The organism is Diaphorobacter sp. C33, assembly GCF_030503915.1.
Classification (GTDB): Bacteria; Pseudomonadota; Gammaproteobacteria; order Burkholderiales; family Burkholderiaceae_C; genus Diaphorobacter; species Diaphorobacter nitroreducens.
In genome coordinates, this window is the sequence record NZ_CP129980.1 from 2,815,141 (window position 1) to 2,840,201 (window position 25,061).

General features: G+C 64.9%; 28 protein-coding genes. 14 read left to right on the plus strand and 14 right to left on the minus strand.

Features of this window, described 5'->3' with window-relative positions; all coding sequences use genetic code 11:
- Nucleotides 1–166 precede the first annotated feature (166 nt).
- Nucleotides 167–754, plus strand: a complete 588-nt coding sequence (locus QY917_RS13230) for a glutathione peroxidase (protein ID WP_123675505.1) — start codon at nt 167–169, stop codon at nt 752–754.
- A gap of 293 nt (nt 755–1,047) precedes the next feature.
- Here QY917_RS13230 and QY917_RS13235 read toward each other — a convergent pair whose 3' ends face one another.
- Nucleotides 1,048–1,662: a glutathione S-transferase family protein gene (locus QY917_RS13235; protein ID WP_123675504.1), complete on the minus strand. Its 615-nt coding sequence runs from the start codon at nt 1,660–1,662 to the stop codon at nt 1,048–1,050.
- A gap of 117 nt (nt 1,663–1,779) precedes the next feature.
- Here QY917_RS13235 and purB point away from each other — a divergent pair, with 117 nt between their 5' ends.
- Together purB and QY917_RS13245 are read left to right on the plus strand one after the other, a co-directional pair.
- Nucleotides 1,780–3,159 (plus strand): adenylosuccinate lyase, encoded by a 1,380-nt coding sequence (purB, locus tag QY917_RS13240; protein WP_123675503.1) that lies wholly within the window; start codon nt 1,780–1,782, stop codon nt 3,157–3,159.
- A gap of 76 nt (nt 3,160–3,235) precedes the next feature.
- A complete protein-coding gene (locus QY917_RS13245; protein ID WP_011807110.1) occupies nt 3,236–3,796 on the plus strand; it encodes a YaeQ family protein in 561 nt (186 codons plus the stop codon).
- 73 nt (nt 3,797–3,869) lie between these two features.
- Here QY917_RS13245 and QY917_RS13250 read toward each other — a convergent pair whose 3' ends face one another.
- Both QY917_RS13250 and QY917_RS13255 read right to left on the minus strand, forming a co-directional pair.
- A complete protein-coding gene (locus QY917_RS13250; RefSeq protein ID WP_011807111.1) occupies nt 3,870–4,175 on the minus strand; it encodes a DUF2007 domain-containing protein in 306 nt (101 codons plus the stop codon).
- Between the two features lie 40 nt (nt 4,176–4,215).
- Entirely contained in the window at nt 4,216–4,659 is a 444-nt protein-coding gene (locus tag QY917_RS13255) for a DUF3717 domain-containing protein (protein ID WP_123675585.1), read from the minus strand.
- 522 nt (nt 4,660–5,181) lie between these two features.
- On the opposite strand from QY917_RS13255, the gene QY917_RS13260 reads away from it, so the two are divergent.
- From QY917_RS13260 to QY917_RS13270, 3 genes are all read left to right on the plus strand, one after another.
- The gene (locus QY917_RS13260) at nt 5,182–5,913 is read left to right on the plus strand and encodes a TerC family protein (RefSeq protein WP_011807113.1); all 732 of its coding nucleotides are present in this window, start codon (nt 5,182–5,184) and stop codon (nt 5,911–5,913) included.
- A gap of 48 nt (nt 5,914–5,961) precedes the next feature.
- A complete protein-coding gene (locus tag QY917_RS13265) occupies nt 5,962–6,435 on the plus strand; it encodes a hypothetical protein (RefSeq protein WP_123675502.1) in 474 nt (157 codons plus the stop codon).
- Between the two features lie 143 nt (nt 6,436–6,578).
- Nucleotides 6,579–6,935, plus strand: coding sequence for a phage holin family protein (locus tag QY917_RS13270; RefSeq protein WP_041836445.1), 357 nt, complete (start codon nt 6,579–6,581; stop codon nt 6,933–6,935).
- Here QY917_RS13270 and QY917_RS13275 read toward each other — a convergent pair.
- Nucleotides 6,903–8,327 (minus strand): M48 family metalloprotease, encoded by a 1,425-nt coding sequence (locus QY917_RS13275; RefSeq protein WP_302079275.1) that lies wholly within the window; start codon nt 8,325–8,327, stop codon nt 6,903–6,905. The genes QY917_RS13270 and QY917_RS13275 overlap by 33 nt on opposite strands.
- A 252-nt stretch (nt 8,328–8,579) precedes the next feature.
- On the opposite strand from QY917_RS13275, the gene moaC reads away from it, so the two are divergent.
- On the plus strand, nt 8,580–9,065 hold the full coding sequence (moaC, locus tag QY917_RS13280) for a cyclic pyranopterin monophosphate synthase MoaC (protein WP_123675500.1): 486 nt from the start codon (nt 8,580–8,582) through the stop codon (nt 9,063–9,065).
- Between the two features lie 104 nt (nt 9,066–9,169).
- On the opposite strand, the gene tfpZ is transcribed toward moaC, so the two are convergent.
- From tfpZ to sucC, 7 genes are all read right to left on the minus strand, one after another.
- Nucleotides 9,170–9,949, minus strand: coding sequence for a TfpX/TfpZ family type IV pilin accessory protein (gene tfpZ / locus QY917_RS13285; protein ID WP_148060996.1), 780 nt, complete (start codon nt 9,947–9,949; stop codon nt 9,170–9,172).
- A gap of 80 nt (nt 9,950–10,029) precedes the next feature.
- Nucleotides 10,030–10,593, minus strand: coding sequence for a pilin (locus QY917_RS13290; RefSeq protein WP_123675499.1), 564 nt, complete (start codon nt 10,591–10,593; stop codon nt 10,030–10,032).
- A gap of 343 nt (nt 10,594–10,936) precedes the next feature.
- Nucleotides 10,937–11,572, minus strand: coding sequence for an FHA domain-containing protein (locus QY917_RS13295; protein WP_123675584.1), 636 nt, complete (start codon nt 11,570–11,572; stop codon nt 10,937–10,939).
- Nucleotides 11,573–11,676: 104 nt separating this feature from the next.
- Nucleotides 11,677–12,492 (minus strand): Stp1/IreP family PP2C-type Ser/Thr phosphatase, encoded by an 816-nt coding sequence (locus QY917_RS13300; RefSeq protein WP_123675498.1) that lies wholly within the window; start codon nt 12,490–12,492, stop codon nt 11,677–11,679.
- Between the two features lie 283 nt (nt 12,493–12,775).
- Nucleotides 12,776–13,459 carry a TerC family protein gene (locus QY917_RS13305; RefSeq protein WP_123675497.1) on the minus strand — a complete coding sequence of 228 codons (684 nt, stop codon included), beginning with the start codon at nt 13,457–13,459 and terminating at the stop codon, nt 12,776–12,778.
- 155 nt (nt 13,460–13,614) lie between these two features.
- Nucleotides 13,615–14,508, minus strand: coding sequence for a succinate--CoA ligase subunit alpha (gene sucD, locus QY917_RS13310; RefSeq protein WP_011807127.1), 894 nt, complete (start codon nt 14,506–14,508; stop codon nt 13,615–13,617).
- 19 nt (nt 14,509–14,527) lie between these two features.
- Nucleotides 14,528–15,688 carry an ADP-forming succinate--CoA ligase subunit beta gene (gene sucC / locus QY917_RS13315; protein ID WP_011807128.1) on the minus strand — a complete coding sequence of 387 codons (1,161 nt, stop codon included), beginning with the start codon at nt 15,686–15,688 and terminating at the stop codon, nt 14,528–14,530.
- A 176-nt stretch (nt 15,689–15,864) separates the two neighbouring features.
- Between sucC and argC the strand changes: the two genes are divergently transcribed.
- Complete coding sequence (argC, locus tag QY917_RS13320) at nt 15,865–16,797, plus strand: N-acetyl-gamma-glutamyl-phosphate reductase (RefSeq protein ID WP_011807129.1); 933 nt, start codon at nt 15,865–15,867, stop codon at nt 16,795–16,797.
- Nucleotides 16,798–17,007: 210 nt separating this feature from the next.
- On the opposite strand, the gene dprA is transcribed toward argC, so the two are convergent.
- On the minus strand, nt 17,008–18,168 hold the full coding sequence (dprA, locus tag QY917_RS13325) for a DNA-processing protein DprA (protein WP_123675496.1): 1,161 nt from the start codon (nt 18,166–18,168) through the stop codon (nt 17,008–17,010).
- A gap of 52 nt (nt 18,169–18,220) precedes the next feature.
- Nucleotides 18,221–19,480 carry a LysM peptidoglycan-binding domain-containing protein gene (locus QY917_RS13330; RefSeq protein ID WP_302077296.1) on the minus strand — a complete coding sequence of 420 codons (1,260 nt, stop codon included), beginning with the start codon at nt 19,478–19,480 and terminating at the stop codon, nt 18,221–18,223.
- A 202-nt stretch (nt 19,481–19,682) separates the two neighbouring features.
- Here QY917_RS13330 and def point away from each other — a divergent pair, with 202 nt between their 5' ends.
- From def to QY917_RS13360, 6 genes are all read left to right on the plus strand, one after another.
- Entirely contained in the window at nt 19,683–20,195 is a 513-nt protein-coding gene (gene def / locus QY917_RS13335; protein ID WP_011807132.1) for a peptide deformylase, read from the plus strand.
- On the plus strand, nt 20,192–20,707 hold the full coding sequence (locus tag QY917_RS13340; protein WP_123675494.1) for a hypothetical protein: 516 nt from the start codon (nt 20,192–20,194) through the stop codon (nt 20,705–20,707). The genes def and QY917_RS13340 overlap by 4 nt, the downstream gene beginning before the upstream one ends.
- Before the next feature lie 33 nt (nt 20,708–20,740).
- Nucleotides 20,741–21,712, plus strand: coding sequence for a methionyl-tRNA formyltransferase (gene fmt, locus QY917_RS13345; protein WP_011807134.1), 972 nt, complete (start codon nt 20,741–20,743; stop codon nt 21,710–21,712).
- A complete protein-coding gene (locus tag QY917_RS13350) occupies nt 21,709–22,458 on the plus strand; it encodes an AzlC family ABC transporter permease (RefSeq protein WP_123675493.1) in 750 nt (249 codons plus the stop codon). Before fmt ends, QY917_RS13350 begins: the two co-directional genes overlap by 4 nt.
- Nucleotides 22,455–22,790: an AzlD domain-containing protein gene (locus tag QY917_RS13355; RefSeq protein WP_047349385.1), complete on the plus strand. Its 336-nt coding sequence runs from the start codon at nt 22,455–22,457 to the stop codon at nt 22,788–22,790. Before QY917_RS13350 ends, QY917_RS13355 begins: the two co-directional genes overlap by 4 nt.
- Nucleotides 22,791–22,879: 89 nt before the next feature.
- Nucleotides 22,880–24,073, plus strand: a complete 1,194-nt coding sequence (locus tag QY917_RS13360; protein WP_123675492.1) for a phosphoglycerate kinase — start codon at nt 22,880–22,882, stop codon at nt 24,071–24,073.
- A 70-nt stretch (nt 24,074–24,143) separates the two neighbouring features.
- Here the strand turns inward: QY917_RS13360 and QY917_RS13365 are convergent, their stop codons facing one another.
- Complete coding sequence (locus QY917_RS13365; RefSeq protein ID WP_123675491.1) at nt 24,144–25,040, minus strand: DMT family transporter; 897 nt, start codon at nt 25,038–25,040, stop codon at nt 24,144–24,146.
- Nucleotides 25,041–25,061: the final 21 nt, after the last annotated feature.

Sequence of the window (25,061 nt, forward strand, 5' to 3'; positions counted from 1 at the left end):
AGCTATATTTTTAATAGCAATTACGCGACATCGAGGGCGGTCAGATCGCAACAAGGTGAAACCCATGCTTTCAGCATGGTCGATAGCCAAAAACTTTTTCGCCGCCTGCAGACATGGTGCAATGGCGGCGTGTACGGGCTTTTGCCCTCCCCGCCATCCCTGCACCATGCCACGCCTGACCTTGCCGCTGCTCCTATGCGCCACGCTGCTGGGCCCCGCCGCCCAGGCGGCGGATGTTGCGGCGACTCCCGCAGTAGACGCCCAGGCCTGCCCCGCCCTGCTGCAGCACACCGTGCCGCGCCTGCAGGACGAGGCGCCGCAGGCCTTGTGCCAATACGCCGGCAAGGTGCTGCTGGTGGTCAACACGGCCAGCTACTGCGGCTTCACCGGCCAATACCAGGGCCTGGAAGAGCTGTACGCACGCTACCGCGACCAAGGGCTGGTGGTGCTGGGCTTTCCGTCGAACGACTTTGCACAAGAAACCGGCAGTAACACCGAGATCGCCCAGTTCTGCGAAAACACGTTTGGCGTGCGCTTCCCGCTGTTTGCCAAGAGCCACGTGAAGGGCGGCGAAGCCCTGCCGCTGTACCGCCAGCTCGCCGCAGCGTCCGCGGGGCAGACGCCACGGTGGAACTTCCACAAGTACCTGGTCAGCCGTTCGGGCAAGGTGGTGGGAAGCTACGGAAGTTCGGTGGAACCCCACAGCAAAGCGCTGATCCAGGCCATCGAGCAGCAACTGGCGGCGCCGCGTTGAGGCTTGGTGAAATTTTTTTGAAATTTTTTATGGGTGAGATCTGGAACTTTTTACCATCACCTCCACTCTAGGAGTTAACCGTGGCCGCGAGTCCATCGCGGCGTGATCCGATAACCGTTTTTAACGTTGCGAAGCCTTCCAGGCCCGGCCTGGTTGCAACCCTGGGGCGCTTCTCCTCCCTCCCTCTCTTCATTCGTTTCGGGGCGCTTCGCAACTTTTTTTATTCCGCAGCAAAAAGCGCGCACTTCCTCACGGAAGGCGCGCTTTTTCTTTAGGCCCAGTGGGTCGGCGGTTCAGCGCGGCTGGGTGTCGATGAAACTCTGGCGCTGCATCAGCTTGTCCATCAGGCGGGCCAGGTTGGGATGGTCCGTGCGCCAGGCGATGTCAGGAAAGCGGAACTCCAGCCACCCGAGCGCGCTGCCGACGGCAATGTCCGACAGCGTAAGGTGGATGCCGCTGCAATAAGGCTTGTCGCCCAGCCCCTTGCTCATGGACTGCAGGCTGGCGCGCGCCTTGGCGAGCTGCCGGTCGATCCACGCCTGGCTGCGCTCGCCGTCCTGACGCCCGGCCCAGGTGGCCTCCAGGCGCGCGAGGATGGCGGCGTCCAGCAGGCCGTCGGCCAGCGCCTCCCAGGTCTTGACCTCGGCGCGCTCGCGCCCCAGGGCGGGAATGAGCTTGCCCACGGGGGACAGCGTGTCCAGGTATTCCACGATCACGCGCGAATCGAACACCGCCTCACCGCCCTCCATGATCAGACAGGGCACCTTGCCCAGCGGGTTGGACGCGCTGATGGCCGTGTCGTCGGCCCACACGTTCTCCTCGATGAACTGGTAATCCAGCTTTTTCTCGGCCAGCACCACGCGCACCTTGCGCACGTAGGGGCTCGTATTCGATCCGATCAGTTTCATGGTGGTGTGCAGCGCCTAGGGGGATGGGGTTGGTCGGGTGAGCGCGATTCTAGGGGCGGGCGCGCCGGCCGGCCGCGGCCCTTCGGCATTCCAGGCGCCCACCTACAATGACGGCCCATGAGCCTGTCCACCATCACCGCCCTGTCGCCCCTTGACGGCCGCTACGCCGCCAAACTCTCCGCCCTGCGTCCCATCATGAGCGAGCACGGCTACATGCACCGCCGCGTGCAGGTGGAGGTGGCCTGGTTCATCGCGCTGTCGGACGCGGGCTTTGCCGAATTCAAGCCGTTGTCCACCGGCGCGCGCGCCTACCTGCTGGGCCTGGTGAAGAACTTCTCCGAGGCCGACGCGGCCGCCATCAAGGACATCGAGAAGACCACCAACCACGACGTGAAGGCCGTGGAATACTGGATCAAGTCCAAGTTCGAGGCCCGCCCCGAACTGGAGAAGGCTGCCGAGTTCGTGCACTTCGCCTGCACCAGCGAGGACATCAACAACACCAGCCATGCGCTGCAGATCCGCTCGGGCCGCGACCAGGTCATCCTGCCGGGCCTGGACCGCATCGTGCTCAAGCTGCGCGAGATGGCCCACCAGTTTGCCGACGTGCCCATGCTCAGCCGCACCCACGGCCAGACCGCCAGCCCCACCACGGTGGGCAAGGAGCTGGCCAACGTGGTCGTGCGCCTGCAGGCGGCCTGCGAGCGCATCGCGGCGGTGAAGATCCTGGGCAAGATGAACGGCGCCGTGGGCAACTACAACGCCCACCTGTCGGCCTGGCCCGACTTCGACTGGGAAGCCTTCAGCCGCAAGGTCGTGGAGACGCCCGAGCCGCTGGGCCTGGGCCTCACCTTCCAGCCCTACAGCATCCAGATCGAGCCGCACGATTACATGGCCGAGCTGTTCGACGCCATCGCCCGCGCCAACACCATCCTGGTGGACCTCTCGCGCGACATCTGGGGCTACGTGAGCCTGGGCTACTTCAAGCAAAAGCTCAAGGCGGGCGAGATCGGCTCGTCCACCATGCCCCACAAAGTCAACCCCATCGACTTCGAGAACGCCGAGGGCAACCTGGGCTTGGCCAATGCGCTGCTCAGGCACCTGTCCGAAAAGCTGCCCATCAGCCGCTGGCAGCGCGACCTCACCGACAGCACCGTGCTGCGCAACATCGGTGTGGCGCTGGGCTACGCCGCGCTGGCCTATACCTCGCTGATGACCGGCCTGAACAAGCTGGAGCTGAACGAAGAAGCCCTGGCCGACGACCTCAACACCAGCTGGGAAGTGCTGGCCGAGCCCATCCAGACCGTGATGCGCCGCTACGGCGTGCAGGGCGCGTACGAGAAGCTCAAGGAAGTCACGCGCGGCAAGACCGTGACGGCCGAGGCGCTGCACGCGCTGATCAACGGCCTGGAGATCCCCCAAGCCGACAAGGACCGCCTGCTGGCCATGACGCCGGGCAGCTATACCGGCAAGGCGGCCGAGCTGGCGCGCCGCGTCTGATCCAGCCGGTTTGAGCCTTTTTGCCTGCCCGCGCTTGCCAGTCAAGCGCGGGCAGCTCTCATTTTGAAAGCATCCCATGGCCCTCAAGTCCACCATCTTCAAGGCGAACCTGCAAATCGCGGACATCGACCACGGCTACTACGCCGACCATGCACTCACCCTGGCGCGCCACCCCAGCGAGACCGACGAGCGCATGATGGTGCGGCTGGCCGCCTTGGCGCTGCAGGCCCATGAACTGCAGGACACCTGCCAGGGCGATGGCACGCTGGCGTTCGGCGCGGGCCTGTCCGATCCGGAGGACCCGGACGTATCGCTGACCGACTTCACGGGTCGCAAGCGGTTGTGGATCGAGGTCGGGCAGCCCGAGGACAAGCCGCTGACCAAGGCCTGCAGCAAATCCGATGCGGTCATCGTTTATTGTTTTCACCACGCAGCCGAGGTGTGGTGGAAGGGCATCGAGAACAAGCTCACGCGGCTGGACAAGCTGCAGGTCTGGCGCCTGCCCGCCGACGCCGCCCAGCAACTGGCGACACTGGCCGAGCGCAGCATGCAGCTGCAGGCGACAGTACAGGAAGGCGGCCTCACGCTGAGCAGCACCCTGGGCAGCGTGCATGTGGAACCGCTGCGCTGGAAGTAACGTGGCGTTTTGAGCAAAAAACACCTCTAGCGCCCGACCAACAAGCGCCAGCAGCTCCTGAATAAATAGCAATCTACTGCGGCATCAAGGCGCCGCAATTCCAGCACTGTTCGAAGCCGCCCTCGATCGCCTCGCCGCACGCGTGGCAGCGCCACTGGCGCTGCGGCAGATGCTGGAACTCCCGCAACAGCGCACGGGCGCGTTCTGCATGTTCGGGGTACGTGAGCCAGATCTCGGGCAGGCACTCTCCTGGCGGCAGGTGGCCCGCCGCCGCGCCCAGATGCTGGCGCTGCACGCTGGCGGGCATGCCGGCCTCGCACAGCAGGTCGCGCCACAGCGTGGCCATGGCGATATCGGGGGCCTGGGTCAAACGCAGCATGCGGCCACCTTAGCCGGCGCGCGCCCCGCCGTAAAGCCGGTCAACCAGCGCCGGGAGCGCCGCCGGCGCAATCGGCGGGGCGCTCAGCCGCACGTTCGGCATAGCGCGTGAAGCGCAGCGCCACGCCCTCGCGGGTGATGCGCCGCCACACGGCGCGCTTGTCCATCGGGCTCATCGCCAACCAGTGCTGCACCTCGGCAAAGCTGCGCCCGCAGCCCTTGCACCATTCATCCCCCTGGCTGGTGGAGCAGATGGCGATGCACGGTGTGTCGGGTGTGGTCTCGTACCAGGCCAGCCACGCCGCCAGCGCCGCGGCGGGCATCTGCTGCGGCGCCACGTCCTCGGCCCGCGCAAACACCATGCGGCCATACACCTCGGCCAGCGCCTCGATTTCCGGCGCCAGTCCCACGCCATCGGGCGATGGGGCGCGGGCGCGCCAATGGTTGATGGCGGCTTCGATATCGGCGACGTGGATGCAGGACATGGCAGGTAGGGGCGCGCCGATGATACCGCCCGTCCCGGTGTGTTCCATGCGCATGGCGGCGGGGTCGCCAGGGCCATTCGCTATGTTTTAAATAGCATGACAGGCATATTCCGTCGCGCATCTGGCAACATTTTCTTCAAACCGCCTTGCGCAAAAAACGCCTGCCGCTTGCGCGCCGCCCTCGTGGCATGTTCCAATCGCAGGTTCGAAGGGGAGTAGCTCCTGACCTCCAAGTCCTGACGGCCATCGCCCCGGGGTGCGGAGGCTCTCGGTCTGTCGTCAGTACGAAGCGCACCGCTTCCGGCAGCCCGGGCCCGGCATGCGCCACGCATCGCACGCGGGCTGAGCAAGACCTTTGATGGCCCTGCGGGGCTGATCAAGGCCGTCCTTACCTCTTCGCGCGTCGCAACCCACGCGGGTGGACGAGTCCCTGGTCACCGTGCAGTGTCTCTCTTGCGGAGCCGCCCACCGCCACCTACAGTGGCTGCGGGCCTCCTTTCGGTTACTGATAACGAGGACTTTATGGAATTTCTGACTTCACCCGAGTTCTGGGTTGCACTGGGGCAGATCATCATCATCGACATCCTACTCGGTGGTGACAACGCCGTGGTGATCGCCCTGGCCTGCCGCAAGCTGCCGCCCGCGCAGCGCACCAAGGGCATCATCTGGGGCACGGCGGGCGCCATCATCCTGCGCGTGGTCCTGATTGCCTTCGCGATGACGCTGCTGAACCTGCCCTTCCTGAAAGTGGTGGGCGCCATCCTGCTGGTGTGGATCGGCGTGAAGCTGCTGGCCCCCGACGAGGACGGCCACGGCAGCGTGGCCGAGAGCGACAAGCTGCTGGCCGCCATCAAGACCATCATCGTGGCCGACCTGGTGATGAGCGTGGACAACGTGATCGCCATTGCCGGCGCCGCGCAGAACGCGGGCGACCACTCGCTGCTGCTGGTGGTGCTGGGCCTGCTGATCTCCATCCCGATCATCGTGTGGGGCAGCCAACTGGTCATCAAGCTCATGGAGCGCTTCCCGGTCATCATCACCGCCGGCGGCATGCTGCTGGGCTGGATCGCCGGCGGCATGCTGGTCTCCGACCCCGCGCTGGCCAACCCCGACAAGTGGCAGTGGATGTTCAAGCTGGAGCAGTCCGACACTCTGAAGTACGCCGCCAGCGTGGCCGGCGCCCTGCTGGTGCTGGTGGTCGGCAAGGCCATCGTCGCGCAGCGCGGCAAGACGGCCCCTGCACAGCACGGCTGAAACAGGCCTTCCTGCACACGCACCCATAGGCCCGACAGGAGATCCGCCATGGACAAGGTCATCGTGTATGTGGACGACGCAGCCTACGCGCGGCAAGTCCTGGAGCCGCTGGCGACCCCCGCCACTGCGGGCACGATCCACTGGGTGCTGGTGGCCTGCGCACCGCGCATGACGCACCGCATTAGCAAATGGGTGAGCCATAGCGCACGCGAGAACTGGCGCGCCAAATGGGCGGACAAGCTGTTTGCGCAGCTGCAGCCCTGGCTGCGGGCAGAGGGTGCGCCCATCAGCACGGTACTGGCCAAGGGGCCGCTGCCCGAGCTGCTGGCGCAGCTGCAGTCCGAGCATGGCGCGTGCACGGTGGTAGACGCCCGTCGCCCCAAGCTGGAACAGGAGGTGAACACCCCGACCGACGCAGCGCCCGCCGCCGCGCCGGTCATCGTGCGCAAACCGCCACGGCGCTGGACGGTGCCCGGCTCGCTCGCCAGCCTGGGCCTGCTGTTCATGCTGGCCGCCGACTGATCGGCACGGCAGGACTCGGCAAAACCACGGTTCAGCCCAGCCGGCCCATCGCGTGCAAGCGTAGATGGGCCGGCTTTTTTTTACACGCTCTCATGCCGCATGCGGCGCGGCGCATTCGCCGGCCCGGTGCTATGCTGCGCGCCATGCGACTACTGCTCAAATGGCTGCTGAGCGCGGCCGCCCTGCTTTGCGTGGCCTACCTCTACAGCGGCGTGGAGGTGCGCAGCTTCGGCGCTGCGCTGATCGCGGCCTTTGTGATCGGCCTGTTCAACGTGGTGCTGCGCCCGGTCCTCGTGGTGCTGACGCTGCCGGTGACCATCGTCACCATCGGGCTGTTCCTCTTCGTGATCAACGCGCTCATGTTCTGGGCCGCCGCGTCGGTGCTGGGCGACGGTTTCCAGGTACACGGCTTTACCGCCGCGCTGATCGGTTCGCTGATCTACTCCCTGCTGGGCATGCTGATCGAATCAGCGCTCGGCGGCCTGTTCCTTAAGAAGTGACTCCACCGCACGCAGCCGCGTGTCGATGATCGACGCTTCGATGTAGTCCCCCGCCGCGCTGCTGCGCCGCGCAAGGTCCTGCCCCGCCTTGAAACGGTCCACCGCAGCCGCGTAGTCATAGCGTGCAGCGTGTGCCTCGGCCTCGGCGCGCACCGCGCGCAGAGGCTGCCCCTGCTGTTGCCATACCTGCGCCAGCGCCTGCCAGACGGTCGCGTCCCGAGGATGCGTGGCTACCCAGGTCTGCAAGGGCCCCGCCATCTCGCCTGCCGCGCCCGTGCGCAGCAGGGCCTGGGTGCGCAGCAGCATCTCTGGCCGTGCGGGCGCGGGCGCGCTGGGCACACCGCTGCCTTCCGTGACGACGCTGCCCTGCAGGTACGTCAGCGCCGCGGGCGCGTCGCCCGCAGCCAGCTCCAGCTCGGCACCCAGCAGGCGCGCCTGGCGCAACGCGGCAGCATCGGTACCTGCGCTGGACTGCAGCGCACGCAACGCCTTGCGCGCAGCCGCCATGTCGCCCAACTGCACCGCGCTGAGGGTGGCCGCATACCAGGCCGCCACCCGCTGCCGTGCGGGCCGTGCGGCAAAGCCGGCGTCCTGCGGCTCGGCAACCCACTGTCGCCAAGCGTCGACACCGGGGCGCATCAGCACGCGCGCGCGCGCAGCCATCATCAGGTGCTCCAGCGTAGCCTGCGCGGGCTGCGCCGCACCCGGCGGAATGCGGCTGTGCATGTCCGCAATGCGCTGCGTGGTCAAGGGGTGGCTGCGCAGGTAGGGCCAACTGCCGTTGTCGTTGATGCGGTTGGCCTGCTGCAGCTTGTCGAACATGCCCACGAAGCCCTGCGGCGCAAAGCCGGCGGGCGCCATCAGGCCGTAGCCCACACGGTCGGCCTCGCGCTCCATGTCGCGCGAGAAGTTCAGTTGGCTCTGCACGGCCAGCGCCTGCCCGCCCACCATCAGGGCCTGGGCCGCATCGGGGCTGCGGCTCGCCGCCAGCGCGCCGAGGATCAGCGCACCCAGCATCAGCGGCGTCTGCCGCCCCTGCTGCGCGATCAGGCGTGAAATATGGCGCTGGGTGACATGGCTGAGTTCGTGTGCCAGCACCGACGCGAGTTCGTCGCGCGTGCTCACCACACCGATCAGCCCGAGATGCACGCCGAAGTAGCCGCCCGGCAGGGCAAATGCGTTCACCGTACGGTCGCGGCCCAGCAAGATCTCCCAGGCAAAGCGTTCCTCGAGTTCGGGCGACAATTCCCCCCGCGCCTTGGCAGCCTGCACCAGTGGCTGAAACAGGCCCTGCACATACTCATTCAGCACCGCGTCATCGATGTAATCCGGGTCGCGGTACAGCTCGCGGATGATGCGGTCGCCCAGCTTGCGCTCGGCACTGGTCGTCATCTCCAGGCCGTCTCCCAGTGTGGGCAGCGATGGCTGTGCCACCACAGCCGGTGCTTGCAGGGAGCCAAATGCTATAAAAAAAGAAGCTGTCAGCGCTTTCCAGCTGGGCGCTGGGAGCCAATTTTGTAGAGAACCTTGCACAAAACTCCTCCACCCGCGGGAACGGGCCGGCCATCAATCGCGGCCATCTGCACATGGCCGTATGATGCCCCGGCCATTGGAATGTTTCGCACCCGGTTGTAAACCCGCCTTATGACAACGTCCCCCTCTCCCCTCACCCACTTCGACGCCCAAGGCCAAGCCCACATGGTGGACGTCGGCGCCAAACCGGCCACGCACCGCGTGGCCATTGCCACGGGCCGCATCGAGATGCAGCCCGCCACACTGGCGCTGGTCGAGTCGGGCACCGCCAAGAAGGGCGACGTGCTCGGCGTAGCGCGCATCGCCGGCATCATGGCAGCCAAGAAGACCAGCGAGCTGATCCCGCTATGCCACCCCTTGGCCCTCACCCGCGTGGCCGTGGAGTTCGAACTGCTGCCTTCCGACAGCGCTGTGCAATGCACGGCTACGGTGGAAACGGTGGGGCCTACCGGGGTGGAGATGGAGGCCCTGACCGCCGTGCAGGTAGCGCTGCTCACCGTTTATGACATGTGTAAGGCGGCGGACAAGCGGATGGTGATGACGGGGGTCAGGGTGCTGGAGAAGCACGGCGGGAAATCGGGTAGTTTTATGGCCTGAATGGCAAATCCTCTTCCATCAGTAAAACTTGTGTGCTGCGGCTGTCTAGATTAGCCGCGCGTGCTTTAACTGTGCGCGCTCTGTTTCTTCGAGTTCGATATTGTTTACTCAAAACCTCCGACAGGCGCTTGACCGACAATATTGGCTTCCTTGTCCAGCAAGATAATCCAGTCATCCAACGACTTTGAACTGACAAGTGGCATGTAGTGGATATTATCCATTGGTTGCCCAGTTTTTTGAACAGCAATATCAATAGCCGTCTGTTCTTCCGGGGGCCTCGCAGCCCGCAAGGCCGTAATAGGTTTCATACGTGATTGGACTGCGAGGCGACTTTCCTCATAGTTTTGCCACCAACCAGGACGCACACTGGGCTCCATACCCTGCAATGACAGTTCAATGCTGCGAAGTGTGTCATCGCCATCGCGCGGTGCTCGGATGCCCAACACCACAGGCCCCGTCCACGACAATTTGCGAAACTGGGTAGGCGCCTCGTGCAAATCATCGCGGTTAATCTGGACCGCCGAAACAACCACAAAACGATCAACCTCGGCTGCTACCACCACTGGGCGCGCTAATGCAATGCTATATACACCGTAGGCAAGGGCTGCAATTTGCAACAGCGCCACCAATGAAAGGTCTAGTGTCAATTCACGACGCGACTTCGACGGATTGAATAGAACAGCAGTAAGCAGCGGACCGCAGACAACGTCTACACCGATCAGCAACCAGAATAGATGTAGCCCCCCGGCTAATGTACGGAAAGGCGCACCAAACCATAGGCCAAAAACAACAAAAGCCATGAGCAAAGCAATGCACGCACTAATTCCAAAATGGATCAGTACTGCACGGGCGGTTGCCTGGGATTTGAGAAAACGGACCATCATGACGGAAAGCCAAAAGAAAAAAGGACCCCGATTTCCCGGAGCCCTTTTTGTTGGGCTGAAATCAGCCCATCACACAGGTATTAACGGCACTCAGCAGGTGCATACTTGGGCTGCAGCGTGGCGCCGTTCGTAGCACCATCAACTGCAGCCTTGCCCGCCGTGTAGCAAGTCCACTTCAGTGGACCATTCGGAGGCGTACCTGCGGCCAAAACGGCGCCGTTAGCAGTAGGCCACAATTCCAGAATGTTGCTTGCAGCTGGCACCAGAGCGGGCGTGTACGAAATCACCATATGGCCATCAGCCGTGGTGCCAACAATGCTCTCGACATTCTTCGTCAGAGGAGCAGCAGTTGTTCCGCCATTCAGACTGCAAGTACCTGCGGCATTGCAAGGCGCAGCAGCAGCACCTGGCGCAGCCGTTTCCATGCTGGCGAACAAACCACCTGATGCATCAGGCGTGGCATTAGCCGCATTGTCTGCAACGATGGGCTTTTGACCAGAAGCCAGAACCAAGCCCTCAGAAACCTTGGTACGGATCGTATAGTCTTGATAAGCAGGCAGCGCAATGGCGGCCAAAATACCGATGATGGCCACCACGATCATCAATTCGATCAGGGTGAAACCTTGTTGCAGGGTACGCTTCATAAATCCTCCTCAGAATTAGGTAATAGCCCCCGCAGACGAATCCTGCGGGTTGAAAACACTTGAGCAGCTTCTGTGCCAACATCAAAATGCAACCAAACGTTGCAGTGCGCGACATTTTTCACCAGTTTCCTTGACCCAGCAAAGGAAAAACCTAACCAATCGGTCACACGTCGACACATTTGTCACCCTAAGGTGTTCTACGTGGAGAACTACGCAATTCGGTCTGTTAGAAGCAGCGTGGCATTCTGCGACCCGCGGCAGCACCCCTTCTCCCATCAGGCGCTAACGGCTTTTAAAAGCGAAGCGCTAATGATCGCCACACTAGCGTTGCCCTCTGCACGCTCTAGCCTTGCACAAACTCCATCTCGGTACTGGCCAGCGCGATGCGGTCGCCATTTTTGAGGGTGACGGGACTCCCCCCCACCGGGGCCCCGTTCAGCAACGGAAAGTCACCCCCCTCCACATGAGCCAGGACGAAGCCGCTGTGCCGCTTGGTAATGGAAGCCACGGCCACGCCGGGCTTGCCAATGGTGGTAACCACTTTTGTCAGCGCCACCTCACGGCCAGCGGCGGGGCCGTTCATCACCCGTACGGCGGCGCTCAGCACGACTGGAGCAGAGGCCGCAGGCTTGGCCAGCGGCGGCAACATGCCCGGCTTAAAGACCATCGTCTTCTCATAGTCGTGACCAGGCTCTTCGTGCAGGAAGCGGATTTTGTACTTCCCCAATTCCACCGTGTCGCCGTTGCGCAAAGGCTGTCGCTTGATGGCCTTGCCATTGACATAGGTGCCATTGGTGCTGCCCAGGTCTTCCACTTCTACATCGTCCCCATTCATGAGGAAGACCGCATGTTCACCACTGACGGCAAGGTTGTCGATGACCACGTCGTTGTAGGGGCGGCGGCCTACCGTTGTGCGTTCCTTGGTGAAGGTAACTTCCTTGATGACAACTCCATCGATCGACACGACCATTCTGGGCATGATCACTTTTCCTTATCCAAACAACTTAGCTAGTAGAGGGAAGTAGCAATTTCCGGGCACAGGCAATTGAAGCCCTGGCGGTCGGACTGAGCTTGGTGGAAGGGTCACGAGGTGCGCAGCAGGCGCGCCATGAGGCCGCCGCGTTTTTTGGCGTCCTGAGCGAGTTGCGTTTGCGCCAGCACTACGCTGATGTTGTCCCGCCCTCCCATGGCGTTGGCCATGGCCACCATGCGCGCCGCTTTATCTTGTAGCGCAATGGGCATCCGCGCCAGTTCGGCCAAATCTTCGTCACTCAACATATCCGTCAGGCCGTCGGAGCAAAGAATGAACAAGTCACCGGGCTCGACAGGAAATTCGTTGATTTCTATGTGCACGGACACATCCACTCCCAGCGCCCGTGTAACCAGGTTGCGCTGCCCCGAAACGGCTGCTTGTGCCGGTGTGAGCAGTCCCAGGTCGATCTGCTCCTGCAACCACGAGTGGTCGCGCGTGATCTGCCGCAAGAGGCCCTCGCGCCACCGGTAGCAGCGCGAATCACCGATGTGGCCGAGAATGAGCCGGTCGTCACGGAACACGCCGACGACCAGCGTGGTACCCATTCCCAGGTACTGCGGGTTGGACATCGAGGCGCCGAGGATCGCGTGGTTCGCATTGTCCACACAGGCCTCTAGTGCATGCCGTACATCCGAAGGCGATGCCGCGGAGCCATCGCCTTGCAGCCAGCGGACCATCTCGGTGCCGATGTAGGTGATCGCCATCCCGGCAGCCACCTCGCCCGCGTTGTAGCCCCCCATGCCGTCGGCCAGAATGACCATCTGCACCGTCTCATGGATGGCCACAGCGTCTTCGTTGTTGGAGCGCACCCGCCCCGTGTCCGTCAACGCGCAGAATTCGTAGCTCAGCATCGGCAGAGGTTTCATAAGAGACTCCCGCGATACGCCTCACGCGAAGACGCTTTACATGCGGTTGAGGAGGGCATCGCTGCATATCCCTCACAACCGGCATTGCGGGACTGCGCATCATAGTCGAGGCGCACCGGGCGATAGGTCCGTCATGATGTTGAACGCATGCAAGCCAGGCCCGTTGACGTGTGTTGCAAAAGAGGCCCTACGCAGCCCCTTCTTGCCTGCCATTTTTGCTACTTCAAGGACATGTCCGTCAGGTCGCGGCACATTCCCGTCGCACTACCGCGCGCCAGACTTTTCACGCCTGCCGAGGTTCGCCGCGGGATTGCGCCAGCTTGCCCACCATCACCACCAGCACGGCGCCCGCTATGGCGGCTACGTAGTGGAGCCACGGGTGCCCAATCGCGTAATCGTGGAGCAAGTTGTCGTTGACGATGGTCTCGCCTCCCACCCAACCGATCAACGCGGCCCCCAGCGTGACGATGACGGGAAAGCGTTCCATGAGCTTGATCATCAGGGTGGAGCCGAAGATCACCAGCGGTATGCTGATGGCCAGCCCCAGGACGAGCAGCACCATGTTCCCCTGGGCCGTCGCGGCGACGGCTATGACGTTGTCCAGGCTCATCACCAGGTCGGCAATCAGGATGGTGCGGATGGCCGCGAACATGCCCCCTGCGGATTTGGAAGCACCGTCATCTTCCTCTTCGCCCGTGAGGAGTTGATACCCAATCCACAGCAGAAGGCAGCCCCCGACGATCTGCAGGAAGGACAGCTCCAGCAGCTTGGCCGCCACTACCGTCAATACGATGCGCAACACCACCGCCGCGCCGGAGCCGAACATGACGGCCTTCTTCTGCTGCTGCGGAGGCAGCGAACGCGCCGCCAAGGCGATGACGACAGCGTTGTCGCCCGACAAAATGATGTTGATCCAGACGATCTTCACCAGGCCGATCCAGAAATCGGCATTGCTCAAGTACTCCATTGATGGCTCCAGTGTTATGAATCGAAAACGCCAGCCTGGGTAAACCAAGCTGGCGTTTCTTTTGTGTTGGAACCGACAGTGTAGAGAGGGACGACCCTCGCGCGCGTGCGTAATTTTGCGTAACCTGGCGCGCTACACCGCGCCACGCTCGCAGATTACAGCAGGCCCTTGAGCAGGCGAGCCATCTCGGAAGGATTGCGGGTAATGGTGAAACCGCACTCTTCCATGATGGCCAGCTTGGCGTCCGCCGTATCGGCGCCGCCGGAGATCAGCGCACCCGCATGGCCCATGCGCTTGCCCGGAGGAGCGGTCACGCCGGCAATGAAGCCCACGATGGGCTTCTTCATATTGGCCTTGCACCAGCGGGCAGCTTCTGCCTCGTCGGGGCCGCCGATCTCGCCAATCATGATCACGGCGTCGGTATCAGGATCGTCGTTGAAAGCCTTCATCACGTCGATGTGCTTGAGGCCGTTGATCGGGTCGCCGCCGATGCCGACGGCGGACGACTGGCCGATGCCCAGTTCGGTCAACTGTGCCACGGCTTCGTAGGTCAGCGTGCCGGAACGGCTCACCACGCCCACACGGCCCTTCTTGTGGATGTGACCGGGCATGATGCCGATCTTGATCTCGTCCGGCGTGATCAGGCCAGGGCAGTTGGGGCCCAGCAGCAGCGTGCGCTTGCCGCCGGCGGCTTCCTTGGCCTTCATCTTGTTGCGCACTTCAAGCATGTCGCGCACGGGAATGCCTTCGGTGATGCAGATCGCCAGGTCCAGGTCGGCCTCGACGGCTTCCCAGATGGCGGCGGCCGCGCCTGCGGGCGGCACGTAGATCACGGAGACGGTAGCACCGGTTTCCTTGGCGGCGTCCTTGACCGACCCAAAGATTGGAATGTCAAAAATCTTCTCGCCGGCCTTCTTGGGGTTCACACCCGCCACGAAGCAGTTCTTGCCGTTGGCGTATTCCTGGCACTTTTCCGTGTGGAACTGACCGGTCTTGCCGGTGATGCCCTGGGTGATGACCTTGGTGTCTTTGTTGATGTAGATCGACATGTTTTATCTCCGGGCCTGCTTAACGGACGGCTTCGACAATCTTCGTGGCGGCTTCCGCCATGGTGTCGGCGCTGATGATGGGCAGGCCGGACTCGGCCAGCATCTTCTTGCCCAGCTCTTCGTTCGTGCCCTTCATGCGCACGACCAGCGGCACCTGCAGGTTCACGGCCTTGCAGGCGGTGATCACGCCGGTGGCGATGGTGTCGCACTTCATGATGCCGCCGAAGATGTTGACCAGAATGCCCTTGACCTTGGGGTTCTTGAGCATGATCTTGAAGGCTTCGGTGACCTTCTCGGGGGTGGCGCCGCCACCCACGTCCAGGAAGTTGGCCGGCTCGCCGCCAAACAGCTTGATGGTGTCCATGGTGGCCATGGCCAGGCCCGCGCCGTTCACCAGGCAGCCGATGTTGCCGTCCAGGGAGATGTAGGCCAGATCGAACTTGGAGGCCTCGACTTCCGCCGGATCTTCCTCGTCCAGGTCGCGCAGGGCCACGATTTCCGGGTGACGGAACAGCGCGTTGGCGTCGAAGTTGAACTTCGCGTCCAGGGCCATCAGGTTGCCCTTGGAGTCGCAATTCAGCGGGTTGATCTCGACCAGGGACGCGTCAGTGTCCATGTAGCACTTGTAGAGCTTGGCGAACAGGTCCACCGCCTGGTCCACCGAAGCACCCGTCAGGCCGATGGCTGCGGCCACCTTCTTGGACTGCTCGGGCGTGATGCCGGTCAGGGGGTCGATCATCTCGGTGATGATCTTCTCGGGCGTGGAGTGGGCCACTTCCTCGATGTCCATGCCGCCTTCGCTGGAAGCGATCAGCGCCACTTTCTGCGTGCCACGGTCGGTGACCAGGGACACATACAGTTCGTTCTTGATGTCAGCGCCATCTTCAATGTACAGGCGGCGCACCTTTTGCCCTTCAGGGCCGGTCTGGTGCGTGACCAGTTGCATGCCCAGGATCTCGCTGGCGCGTGCCTTCACGTCATCAATGGTCTTGGCGACCTTCACGCCACCGCCCTTGCCACGGCCACCGGCGTGGATCTGGGCCTTCACGACCCACACGGGGCCGCCGAGCTTTTGTGCGGCTTCCACGGCTTCTTGCACCGTGAAAGCGGGGATGCCACGCGGGACGGGCACGCCGAAACTGCGCAAGATTTCCTTGCCTTGGTATTCGTGAATCTTCATGAGGTCTCTCTCAGGGGAAGGATGGTGTTTGTACCCGTTCTGCCGAAGAGCGGAAATACAGCCGCATGCTCGGGAATGGCAGCCGGTAAATGTATCATGCTGCGACGCACCATTGATGTGGATATAACTTACGCCCCCGGCCCCATCCCTGGGCCGGCCCTTGCAGGAGCTACTCGATGTCCAAGGTCTTTATTGATGGCGAGGCAGGCACCACCGGCCTGCAGATTCGTGAGCGCCTACAGGCCATGCCCCAGGTGGAGTTGGTCAGCATCGCCCCCGAACTGCGCAAGGACGCCGCCGCCAAGCGCGCACTGATCGCCGGTGTGGACCTGGTCGTGCTGTGCCTGCACGACGATGCCGCGCGCGAAACAGTCGCGCTGGTGGACGCCATCACTGCCGAGACCGGCCGCGCCATCAAGATCATTGATGCCTCTACCGCCCACCGCACGGCGCCGGGCTGGGTGTTCGGCTTTCCCGAACTGGCACCCGGCCAGTTGGAGGCCGTGCGCAGCGCCACGCGCGTATCCAACCCCGGCTGCTATGCCACCGGCGCCATCGCCCTGCTGCGCCCGCTGGTCGACGCCGGCCTGGTGCCCGCCGACCACCCACTGGCGCTGCCGTCGGTGAGCGGCTACTCCGGCGGCGGCCGTACGATGATCGAGGCCTATGAGCAAGGCCAGGCGGCGCCCTTTGAGCTGTATGCGCTGGGCCTATCGCACAAGCACCTGCCCGAAATCCTGAAGTACACCGGGCTCACGCGCCGCCCGATCTTCATCCCCTCGGTGGGCAACTTCCGCCAGGGCATGCTGGTGCAACTGCCGCTGCATCTGGACCTGCTGCCCGGCCAGCCGAAGGCGGCGGACCTGCACGACGCACTGGCGGCCCATTACGCCAAGAGCAATACGCCCGAACAGTGGGTGAAGGTGCTGCCGCCCACCGAGGACGGCAAACTCGATGCCCTCGCGCTCAACGACACGAACCAGTTGGAACTGCGCGTGTTCGCCAATGAGAGCTATCGCCATGCCGTGCTGGTGGCGCGCCTGGACAACCTGGGCAAGGGCGCGAGCGGCGCCGCGGTGCAGAACCTGCGGTTGATGCTCGGGCTATAACATCAAAAAACATAGCTGCCTGCGCTTATTTCATCCAGGTTTCAAAGGAAAAAATCTTTGAAATGGTTGCACAGCAAGCGCGAACAGCTCATTTTTATATAGCAAACGCGTGCCCGTACCGCGCCGGCTGATCCGCCGAGCGGTCAAGGCCACGCGGCAAGCCCCTTCCCCGCAGGCGTGCACCGCGAAGCGCGCACTGCCGTCGCTGCTTTAGGCCTGCCCCGTGCGCTGGAACAGCCCGCCGGGCAGGCGCGCCACCCGTCCCTCCAGTTCCAGCTCCAGCAGCCGTACTTGCAGCGTGGCGGCATCCAGCCCCGTGCGCGCCACCAGCGCGTCCAGCCCCAGTGGATCGAACCCTAGCGCATCCAGCACACATTGATACGACGGCGCGAGGGGCTCCTCGGGCGCGGGCTGTTCCGCAGGGATGGCGGCTGCCGGCGCATGCCAGCGCAGTTCTTCCAGTACGTCCTGCGCCGACTCCACCAGCTTGGCGCCCTGGCGTATCAGCGCGTGGCAACCACGCGACTGGGGCGCGTGGATGGAGCCGGGTATGGCGAACACCTCGCGCCCCTGCTCGGCCGCGAGTCGCGCGGTGATCAGCGAGCCCGAGGCCAGCGCCGCCTCCACCACCAGAGTGCCCTGCGACAGGCCGGAGATGATGCGGTTGCGCTTGGGAAAGTTGGCCGGCAACGGCGGCGTGCCCAGCGGGTATTCGCTGACCAGCAAGCCGTGGCGCGCGATGCGGTGGGCCAGCTCCTTGTTGGCACGCGGGTACACCCGGTCCAGCCCGGTGCCCACGATGGCAATGGTGGCGGGCGCGGCGCCGTCGGGCGGATCGATCAGCGCGCCCTCGTGCGCCGCCGCGTCGATGCCCAGCGCCAGCCCAGAGATGATGCACAAACCCGCCTCCCGCAGAGCGCGTGCGAACTGCCGCGCATGGTCCGCCCCCTGGGCCGTGGGGTTGCGGCTACCCACCATGGCCAGGCTGTGCGCCGGCGCGAACGGCGCGCCGCCCTGCACGAACTGCGGAGCACCCAGCAGGTACAGCAGCAGCGGCGGATCCTCGGTGGCCAGTAACGCAGGAGGATAGGCCTCGTCACCCAGCGTGACGATGCCGTGCGCCGGCTGCGCGGGCGCCCGCCCGTCCAGCAGCCACTGCCACGTCCGCTCGGTCAGCACCTCCAGCTCCTCGGGCACGCAGGCGAGCGCGCGCGCCTGCGCCGTGGTGACGCAGGACTGCCAGGCCCTCTCGCCCTGCGCAAAGATGTTCTGGGGAAGGCCGAACGCGGCCAGCAGCCTGCGCGCGGCACCGTTGCCCACGCCAGGCGTGAGCGTCAGTCGCAGCCAAGCGGCCAGTTCGTCGCGTTGCATGCGCGGTGACAAGGAGGGGGAGCGGCCGCCCGCAGGTGGCGGCGCCCGGGGCTTACTCGGGGTTGACCAGACGGTCGCCCACACGCACCGCCTGCTGCGACTGCAGGATCAGGGCGTAGGACACGCGGTCGAACGTGAGGAACACCATCGCCACGCCATTGCTCTCGCTGGGCAGGCGCACCATGGCGCGCTGCTCGTCGGTCTTGTCCTTGAAGCGCTCGCCCTGCGTGAGCAGCTGCAGCACGTGGCCGGCTTCCATGCCGTCGCGCATACCGCGGTTGATGGTGATCACCTGGTTCTGGCCTGCATAGGCCACGGCCGCGCTGCCGTAGATCGACACCACGCTGGCATCCACGGGGCCCTGCGGTGCCCGCGGGGTGTAGCTGTTGAAGCTACGCTGTGGTGCGGGCAGCAGGCGGTCGCCGGCGCGGATTTCTTCCTTCGCGCCCCTCAGGTCCACCGTGGCGGGAACGATGTCCACCGCTGTGCCGTCGGCTTGCCCCTCCAGCACTTCCCCCCGGCCCTCGCTGGAACTCTTGCCCCGCGCTACATCGCGCTGGTGCACGGGAGTGGTAGTTTCACTGCGCACCAGTTCGGCGCGGCCGACATACTGCGCTTCGTAGCCCAGCACCTCACCAGTGTGCGGATCCTTCAGCGGAATGGCGTTGCGGAACACGCGGTACTGGCGCGGCACGCCAGGCGCCATCACGAGGGGACTGCCTTCAGGGCCGCGCACGTAGGCGCGGTCGCCGTTGGCCATGATCATGCGTTCGTCGCGCGTGGCCACGATGCGCGGGGCCTGCTGCAGCGTGAGCTCGTCCACCACCAGAGGCTCGACGAGGAAGGGTTCGATCAGGTGCGGCTTGAGCGTGGGCAGCGCCGTGCCGGCCAGGCTGTCATAGCGCGTGCGCGGCGACACGCGCACGGTCTCGGGCGCGCCTTTGCGGCTGGTGCTCAGGCGGGCATAGCCGTCCACCTTTTCCAGGTACAGCGTCTGGCCCGGGAAAATCAGGTGCGGGTTGGGAATGGACTGCAGATTCATGCCCCACAGTTCCGGCCAGCGCCAGGGGCGCTTCAAATACATGCCGGAAATACCCCACAGCGTGTCACCGCGTTTCACCACGTAGGTATCGGGCGCATTGGCGGCCAATTCGGAAAGGGGAACGCCGCGTGAAGCCACCTGCTGCGCGGTGGCGCGCTGCTCGGAAGTAATCGGGTAATTCTGTGCCTGCGCCGCCGGTGCCATGGCGGCACCCGCCAACAAAGCCAGTGCGCCGAGCGCCGTCACGCGCATACGGGCCTGAGCCGCCATATTGTTCCTCGTGTCATTCATTGGAAAAACGCCCCTCTCGCTGCGGTGCAGTTAATTGTTTTACAGAAGAAACTGCCGCGAATACATTACAAACCATTTGAGATTCTGTGCCCAAGCCCTTGATCGGGCAACGATTATTGTGATTGGGCGCCGCAATGGCGGGCAAAAGTGGCGAAAATAGCGACATATTGAGCGCTCTGCCATGGCAATTCTTCCGATTCTCTGTTACCCCGATCCTCGCCTGCACAAGGTCGCCCAGCCCGTGACGGCGGTGGATGAGCGCGTGCGCGCCATCGTGGACGATATGTTCGCCACCATGTACGACGCCCATGGCATTGGCCTGGCCGCCACGCAGGTCGATGTGCACGAGCGCATCGTGGTGATCGACGTCTCCGAAGAGCGCGACACGCCGCTGGTGCTGATCAACCCCGAGATCACCTGGGCCAGTGCCGAGAAACAAGTGGGCGACGAGGGTTGCCTGTCGGTGCCTGGTATCTACGATGGCGTGGAGCGCTCCACTGCCGTGCACGTGCGCGCGCTGGACCGCGACGGCCAGCCGCGCGTGATCGAGGCCGAGGGCCTGCTGGCCGTGTGCATCCAGCACGAGATGGACCACCTGCTGGGCAAGGTGTTCGTGGAATACCTGTCGCCCTTGAAGCGCAACCGCATCAAGACCAAGCTGTTGAAGCAGCAAAAGCAGGCCGAACGCGCATGACCCCGCTGCCGGCGCACGCAACCGCACCGCGCCGGCTCCGCTGGAGCGCACTGCTGCTGGCTGTTTTTTTGGCGGCCTGCGCCGTACCCGAATGGCAGAAAGCAGGCACGCCGCGTGCGGACATCGAGCGCGCCATGGGCGCACCCACGCTGACCGTAATGCTCCCGGAAGGCGGAGAACGGCTGGTCTACAGCCGCCAGCCCGCAGGCCAACAGGTCTACCACCTCGACTTTGACGCCCGGCAACGCCTGGTGCGGGTGGAGCAGGTACTGACGCTGGAGCACTTCCATGCGCTGCGCAATGGCGTCGATACGCGCGCAGCCGTGCGACGCACCTTCGGCCCGCCTGCGCTGGTGGAGAAGGTGGCGCGCTTCAATGGCGATATCTGGACCTACCGCTTTCGTGACAATGGAGAGCCCCGCCAGGCCCATGTGCACATCGACCCAGCGGGCGTCGTGCAGCGCGTGATGTTCACGGACGAGCGGCTGAACGACAACGACCCCTTTCACTGAGCCCCACCCCGGGGCCGCTATTCCACGCGTTGTATGAGAGTCATTTTTGCCGGCACGCCCGAGTTTGCGCGCGTGGCCCTGGAACGCCTGCTGGCCGCGGGATTCACCGTGCCCCTGGTGCTGACCCAGCCCGACCGCCCCGCGGGCCGCGGCATGAAGCTGCAGGCTTCACCCGTCAAACAGTGCGCGCTGCAGCACGGCATCGCCGTGGCGCAGCCGCTGAGCCTGCGCTTGGATGGCAAGTACCCTGAGGACGCAGCGGCCGCCAAAGCCGCCATCGAGGCTGCGCAGGCCGATGTGATGGTGGTGGCCGCCTATGGGCTGATCCTGCCGCAGTGGGTGCTCAACACGCCCCGGCTCGGCTGCCTGAACATCCACGCCAGCCTGCTTCCGCGCTGGCGCGGCGCGGCGCCCATCCACCGCGCCATCGAGGCCGGCGACGCGGAAACCGGCGTGACCATCATGCAGATGGACGCGGGCTTGGATACCGGCGACATGCTGTTGCTGGAAAAGACCGCCATCAGCCCCGCCGATACCACCGCCACGCTGCACGACCGGCTGGCGCAGCTGGGCGGGCGGCTGATCGTGGAGGCGCTGGAGATGGCCGCCTGCGGGGGCCTCAAACCCACACCGCAGCCAGCCGAGGGCGTGACCTACGCGCACAAGATCGACAAGGCGGAAAGCACCATCGACTGGAACCAGCCGGCCGAGGTGATCGCCCGGCGCGTGCGTGCCTTCGACCCCTTCCCCGGCGCGGCCACCACGCTGGGTGCCGATGCCATCAAGGTATGGAGCTGCGAAATAGATAGCTGCTCGCGCACGCTGGATGCGGCCTGCGGCCAGATTTTGTCTATAGATGCCGACGGCATCGGCGTGGCCTGCGGCGCCGGCAGCCTGCTGCGCTTGACGGTGCTGCAACGCGCGGGCGGCAAGCGGCTGCCCGCCGCGGACTTCCTGCGCGGCTTCCCGCTGGCGCCAGGCATGGTGCTGGGCGCCGCCCCATGAGTCTGCCTTTCCTGCGCGCCCAGCTGCGCGACCCGGCCTTCCGCCAGGGCGTCAGTGACATGGCCGGCACCTGCCTGGGCATCGGCGCCTGGGGCCTGGTGACGGGCGTAGCCATGGCCAAGAGCGGCATGTCGCTGCCGATGGCGCTGTTCATGTCGCTGGCGGTGTATGCCGGCAGCGCACAGCTGGCCGTGCTGCCGCTGATGGTGGCGGGCGCACCGCTGTGGGTGGTGTGGCTCACGGCCACCTGCGTGAACCTGCGCTTCGTGATCTTCAGCAGCATGTGGCGCAGCTATTTCGCCCACCTGCCGCGCCGCCACCGGCTGGCGCTGGGCTACTTCAGCGGCGATGTGATCTTCGTGAGCTTCATGAAGCGCTTTCCCAAGCCCGTGCCTGCGCCCGAGCAGGTGCCCTATTTCTGGGGCGCGGCCTCGGCCAACTGGCTGGCCTGGCAGGTGCCGTCCATTGCAGGCATCGTGCTGGCCAACGCCATCCCGCTGTCCTGGGGGCTGGGCTTTGCGGGCGTGCTGGCGCTGCTGGGCATCCTGCTGTCCATGCTGAACGATCGCGCCACCTGGCTCGCCACGGCCGTGGCCTGCACGGCGGCGGTGGCCACCTTCGCGCTGCCGCTCAAGCTCAACATCCTGGTGGCGATCGCCGCAGCCGTCACCGCAGGGCTGGCCGCCGAAGCGGCCGAGCGCGCGCTGCGGCGTGCGCGCACCCGCGCGGTGGGAGGCGACACATGAACGGTGCCTGGATCGAGCCGGCCATTGCCATCCTGGGGCTGGCCGGCATCACCCTGCTCACGCGCGCGTTCTTCATGATCCCCGAGCGCGACCTGCCGATGCCCGACTGGCTGCGCCGCGGCCTGAAGTACGCGCCGCTGGCCGCGCTGGCCGGGGTCATCGCGCCCGAGCTGGTCATGACCCAGGGCGCGCTGATCCAGACGCTGCAGGACGCACGGCTGCCCGCCGTGGCCGCCGCCGCGGGCTACTACTTCTGGCGCCGCGGCATCCTGGGCACCATCGTCGTGGGCATGGCGGTGTACCTGCCGCTGCATATTGGACTGGGCTGGTAGAGAGTTACGGCGCGGTTACCCGGCGCCTACAATCCGCGCAGTTTTCATGACCGCACCGTGACCGCGCGGCGCACTCACCCACTGTTCCCATGCACATCCTTCGCTTTTCCGACCTTTGCGCCCAGGGCCAGGCCCGTGGCCAGCGCGTGTTCATCCGTGCCGACCTGAACGTGCCGCAAGACGACGCCGGCCGCATCACCGAGGACACGCGCATCCGTGCCTCCGTGCCCTGCATCCAGATGGCGCTAGAGGCCGGCGCCGCCGTGATGGTGACCAGCCACCTGGGCCGCCCCACCGAAGGCGAGTTCAAGCCCGAGGATTCGCTGGCCCCGGTGGCCCAGCGCCTGTCCGAGCTGCTCGGGCGCGAGGTGCCGCTGGTGGCCGACTGGGTGGACGGTGTGCAGGTGCAGCCCGGCCAAGTCGTGCTGCTGGAAAACTGCCGCGTGAACAAGGGCGAGAAGAAAAACAACCCCGAGCTGGCGAAGAAGATGGCCCAGCTGTGCGACATCTACGTGAACGACGCCTTCGGCACCGCCCACCGCGCCGAGGGCACGACCTACGGCATCGCCGAGTACGCGAAGGTGGCCTGCGCCGGCCCGCTGCTGGCCGCCGAGATCGACGCCATCCAGACCGCGCTGGCCAACCCGAAGCGCCCGCTGGTCGCCATCGTGGCCGGCTCCAAGGTCTCGACCAAGCTGACCATCCTGCAAAGCCTGTCCAAGAACGTGGATGGCCTGGTGGTGGGCGGCGGCATTGCCAACACCTTCATGCTGGCGGCCGGCCTGCCCATCGGCAAGAGCCTGGCCGAGCCCGACCTGGTGAACGAAGCCAAGGCCGTGATCGCCGCCATGGCCGCGCGCGGCGCCGAGGTGCCGATTCCCACCGACGTGGTGGTTGCCAAGGCCTTCGCGGCCGATGCACCCGCCACCGTGAAGAAGGCCAGCGAAGTGGCCGAGGACGACCTGATCCTGGACATCGGCCCCGAGACGGCGGCCAAGCTGGCCGCGCAGCTCAAGGCCGCGGGCACCATCGTCTGGAACGGCCCCGTGGGCGTGTTCGAATTCGACCAGTTCGCGGGCGGCACCAAGGCCATCGCACAGGCCATCGCCGAATCCAGCGCCTTCAGCATCGCCGGCGGCGGCGACACCCTGGCGGCGATTGCCAAGTACGGCATCGAGAAGGACGTGGGCTACATCTCTACCGGCGGTGGCGCGTTCCTGGAGGTGCTGGAGGGCAAGACCCTGCCGGCCTTCGAAATACTGCAAAAGCGCGCGGCAGGCTGATCCGACCGTAGAACGCTATAAAAGTAAGAGCTCCTAGCGCTTATTGCATAAGCGGTAGGAGCTCTTTTTATTAGAACTTCTGCGCCTGCACCGCACGCGCGGGCCACAGCACGGTACCGATGGCCACGGCCATCAGGCCCACGGCGGTCCAGTCCTGCCAGTGCAGCACCTCGCCCAGCCACAGCGCGCCGCTGAACACGCCCAGCACCGGAATCATCATCACGCTGAGCGTGGAGGCCACGGGCGGCAGCGTGCGCACCAGGAAGAACCACGCCGTCTGCGCAAAGCCCAGCGCCAGCAGCCCGTTGTAGAGAATGGCGGCCCAGGCCTGGGCGTCGGGCGCCACCCAGCGCTCGCGCTCGAACGCCACCGCCAACACGGTGAGCACCACGCAGGTGATGGCCACCATCCAGAACGACAGCGTGAGCAGCGGCACCGGCACGGTCAGGCGCCGCAACAGCTGCGTGCCCATGGCCCAGCTCGCGGCAGACACCAGCATCAACGTCACGCCCAGGGGCCTGCCGCCCAGCGCGCCGATCTCATGCCACAGCAGCAGCACCACGCCCACCAGCGCCGCCCCCACGCCCATCCACGCGCGCCCGGCCAGGCGGTCGCCGAACACCAGCGCGCCCAGCACGGCCGAGAAGATGGGCATGGTGTAGCCCAGGATGGCCGCGCGTCCGCTGGACAGCTGCGGGATCGCCAGGATCATGAGTACATGCCACAGCACCATGTTGGTCAGCGCCAGCAGCGCCACGCGGCCCCAATGCGCGCGCGCAATAGTGAAGGGCAGCTTGCGCACCCCTATCACCGCGGCCAGGATGGGCAGGCCCAGCCACAGCGATGCCATGCGAAAGGTGAGCGGCGGAAAGTGCGCCACACCCATCTTCATCACCGGCCAGTTGAGGCCCCACACCAGGGTCAACAGGGCAAGAACGACGAGCTGGCGGCGGGAAAGAGCAGGCATGGGTGGCGATTGTGCCGGGCA

Coding starts and splice junctions, on each gene's coding strand:
- QY917_RS13230 (WP_123675505.1), top strand. CDS start 167: ATGCCACGCCTGACCTTGCCGCTGCTCCTATGCGCCACGCTGCTGGGC.
- QY917_RS13300 (WP_123675498.1), bottom strand. CDS start 12,492: ATGAAACCTCTGCCGATGCTGAGCTACGAATTCTGCGCGTTGACGGAC.
- sucD (WP_011807127.1), bottom strand. CDS start 14,508: ATGTCGATCTACATCAACAAAGACACCAAGGTCATCACCCAGGGCATC.
- purB (WP_123675503.1), top strand. CDS start 1,780: ATGAGCCTGTCCACCATCACCGCCCTGTCGCCCCTTGACGGCCGCTAC.
- QY917_RS13255 (WP_123675585.1), bottom strand. CDS start 4,659: ATGTCCTGCATCCACGTCGCCGATATCGAAGCCGCCATCAACCATTGG.
- tfpZ (WP_148060996.1), bottom strand. CDS start 9,949: ATGATGGTCCGTTTTCTCAAATCCCAGGCAACCGCCCGTGCAGTACTG.
- QY917_RS13235 (WP_123675504.1), bottom strand. CDS start 1,662: ATGAAACTGATCGGATCGAATACGAGCCCCTACGTGCGCAAGGTGCGC.
- QY917_RS13340 (WP_123675494.1), top strand. CDS start 20,192: ATGACCCCGCTGCCGGCGCACGCAACCGCACCGCGCCGGCTCCGCTGG.
- QY917_RS13305 (WP_123675497.1), bottom strand. CDS start 13,459: ATGGAGTACTTGAGCAATGCCGATTTCTGGATCGGCCTGGTGAAGATC.
- QY917_RS13270 (WP_041836445.1), top strand. CDS start 6,579: ATGCGACTACTGCTCAAATGGCTGCTGAGCGCGGCCGCCCTGCTTTGC.
- QY917_RS13295 (WP_123675584.1), bottom strand. CDS start 11,572: ATGCCCAGAATGGTCGTGTCGATCGATGGAGTTGTCATCAAGGAAGTT.
- QY917_RS13360 (WP_123675492.1), top strand. CDS start 22,880: ATGCACATCCTTCGCTTTTCCGACCTTTGCGCCCAGGGCCAGGCCCGT.
- QY917_RS13260 (WP_011807113.1), top strand. CDS start 5,182: ATGGAATTTCTGACTTCACCCGAGTTCTGGGTTGCACTGGGGCAGATC.
- QY917_RS13250 (WP_011807111.1), bottom strand. CDS start 4,175: ATGCTGCGTTTGACCCAGGCCCCCGATATCGCCATGGCCACGCTGTGG.
- sucC (WP_011807128.1), bottom strand. CDS start 15,688: ATGAAGATTCACGAATACCAAGGCAAGGAAATCTTGCGCAGTTTCGGC.
- QY917_RS13245 (WP_011807110.1), top strand. CDS start 3,236: ATGGCCCTCAAGTCCACCATCTTCAAGGCGAACCTGCAAATCGCGGAC.
- QY917_RS13365 (WP_123675491.1), bottom strand. CDS start 25,040: ATGCCTGCTCTTTCCCGCCGCCAGCTCGTCGTTCTTGCCCTGTTGACC.
- QY917_RS13265 (WP_123675502.1), top strand. CDS start 5,962: ATGGACAAGGTCATCGTGTATGTGGACGACGCAGCCTACGCGCGGCAA.
- QY917_RS13355 (WP_047349385.1), top strand. CDS start 22,455: ATGAACGGTGCCTGGATCGAGCCGGCCATTGCCATCCTGGGGCTGGCC.
- moaC (WP_123675500.1), top strand. CDS start 8,580: ATGACAACGTCCCCCTCTCCCCTCACCCACTTCGACGCCCAAGGCCAA.
- QY917_RS13330 (WP_302077296.1), bottom strand. CDS start 19,480: ATGGCGGCTCAGGCCCGTATGCGCGTGACGGCGCTCGGCGCACTGGCT.
- QY917_RS13350 (WP_123675493.1), top strand. CDS start 21,709: ATGAGTCTGCCTTTCCTGCGCGCCCAGCTGCGCGACCCGGCCTTCCGC.
- argC (WP_011807129.1), top strand. CDS start 15,865: ATGTCCAAGGTCTTTATTGATGGCGAGGCAGGCACCACCGGCCTGCAG.
- dprA (WP_123675496.1), bottom strand. CDS start 18,168: ATGCAACGCGACGAACTGGCCGCTTGGCTGCGACTGACGCTCACGCCT.
- def (WP_011807132.1), top strand. CDS start 19,683: ATGGCAATTCTTCCGATTCTCTGTTACCCCGATCCTCGCCTGCACAAG.
- fmt (WP_011807134.1), top strand. CDS start 20,741: ATGAGAGTCATTTTTGCCGGCACGCCCGAGTTTGCGCGCGTGGCCCTG.
- QY917_RS13290 (WP_123675499.1), bottom strand. CDS start 10,593: ATGAAGCGTACCCTGCAACAAGGTTTCACCCTGATCGAATTGATGATC.
- QY917_RS13275 (WP_302079275.1), bottom strand. CDS start 8,327: ATGACGACCAGTGCCGAGCGCAAGCTGGGCGACCGCATCATCCGCGAG.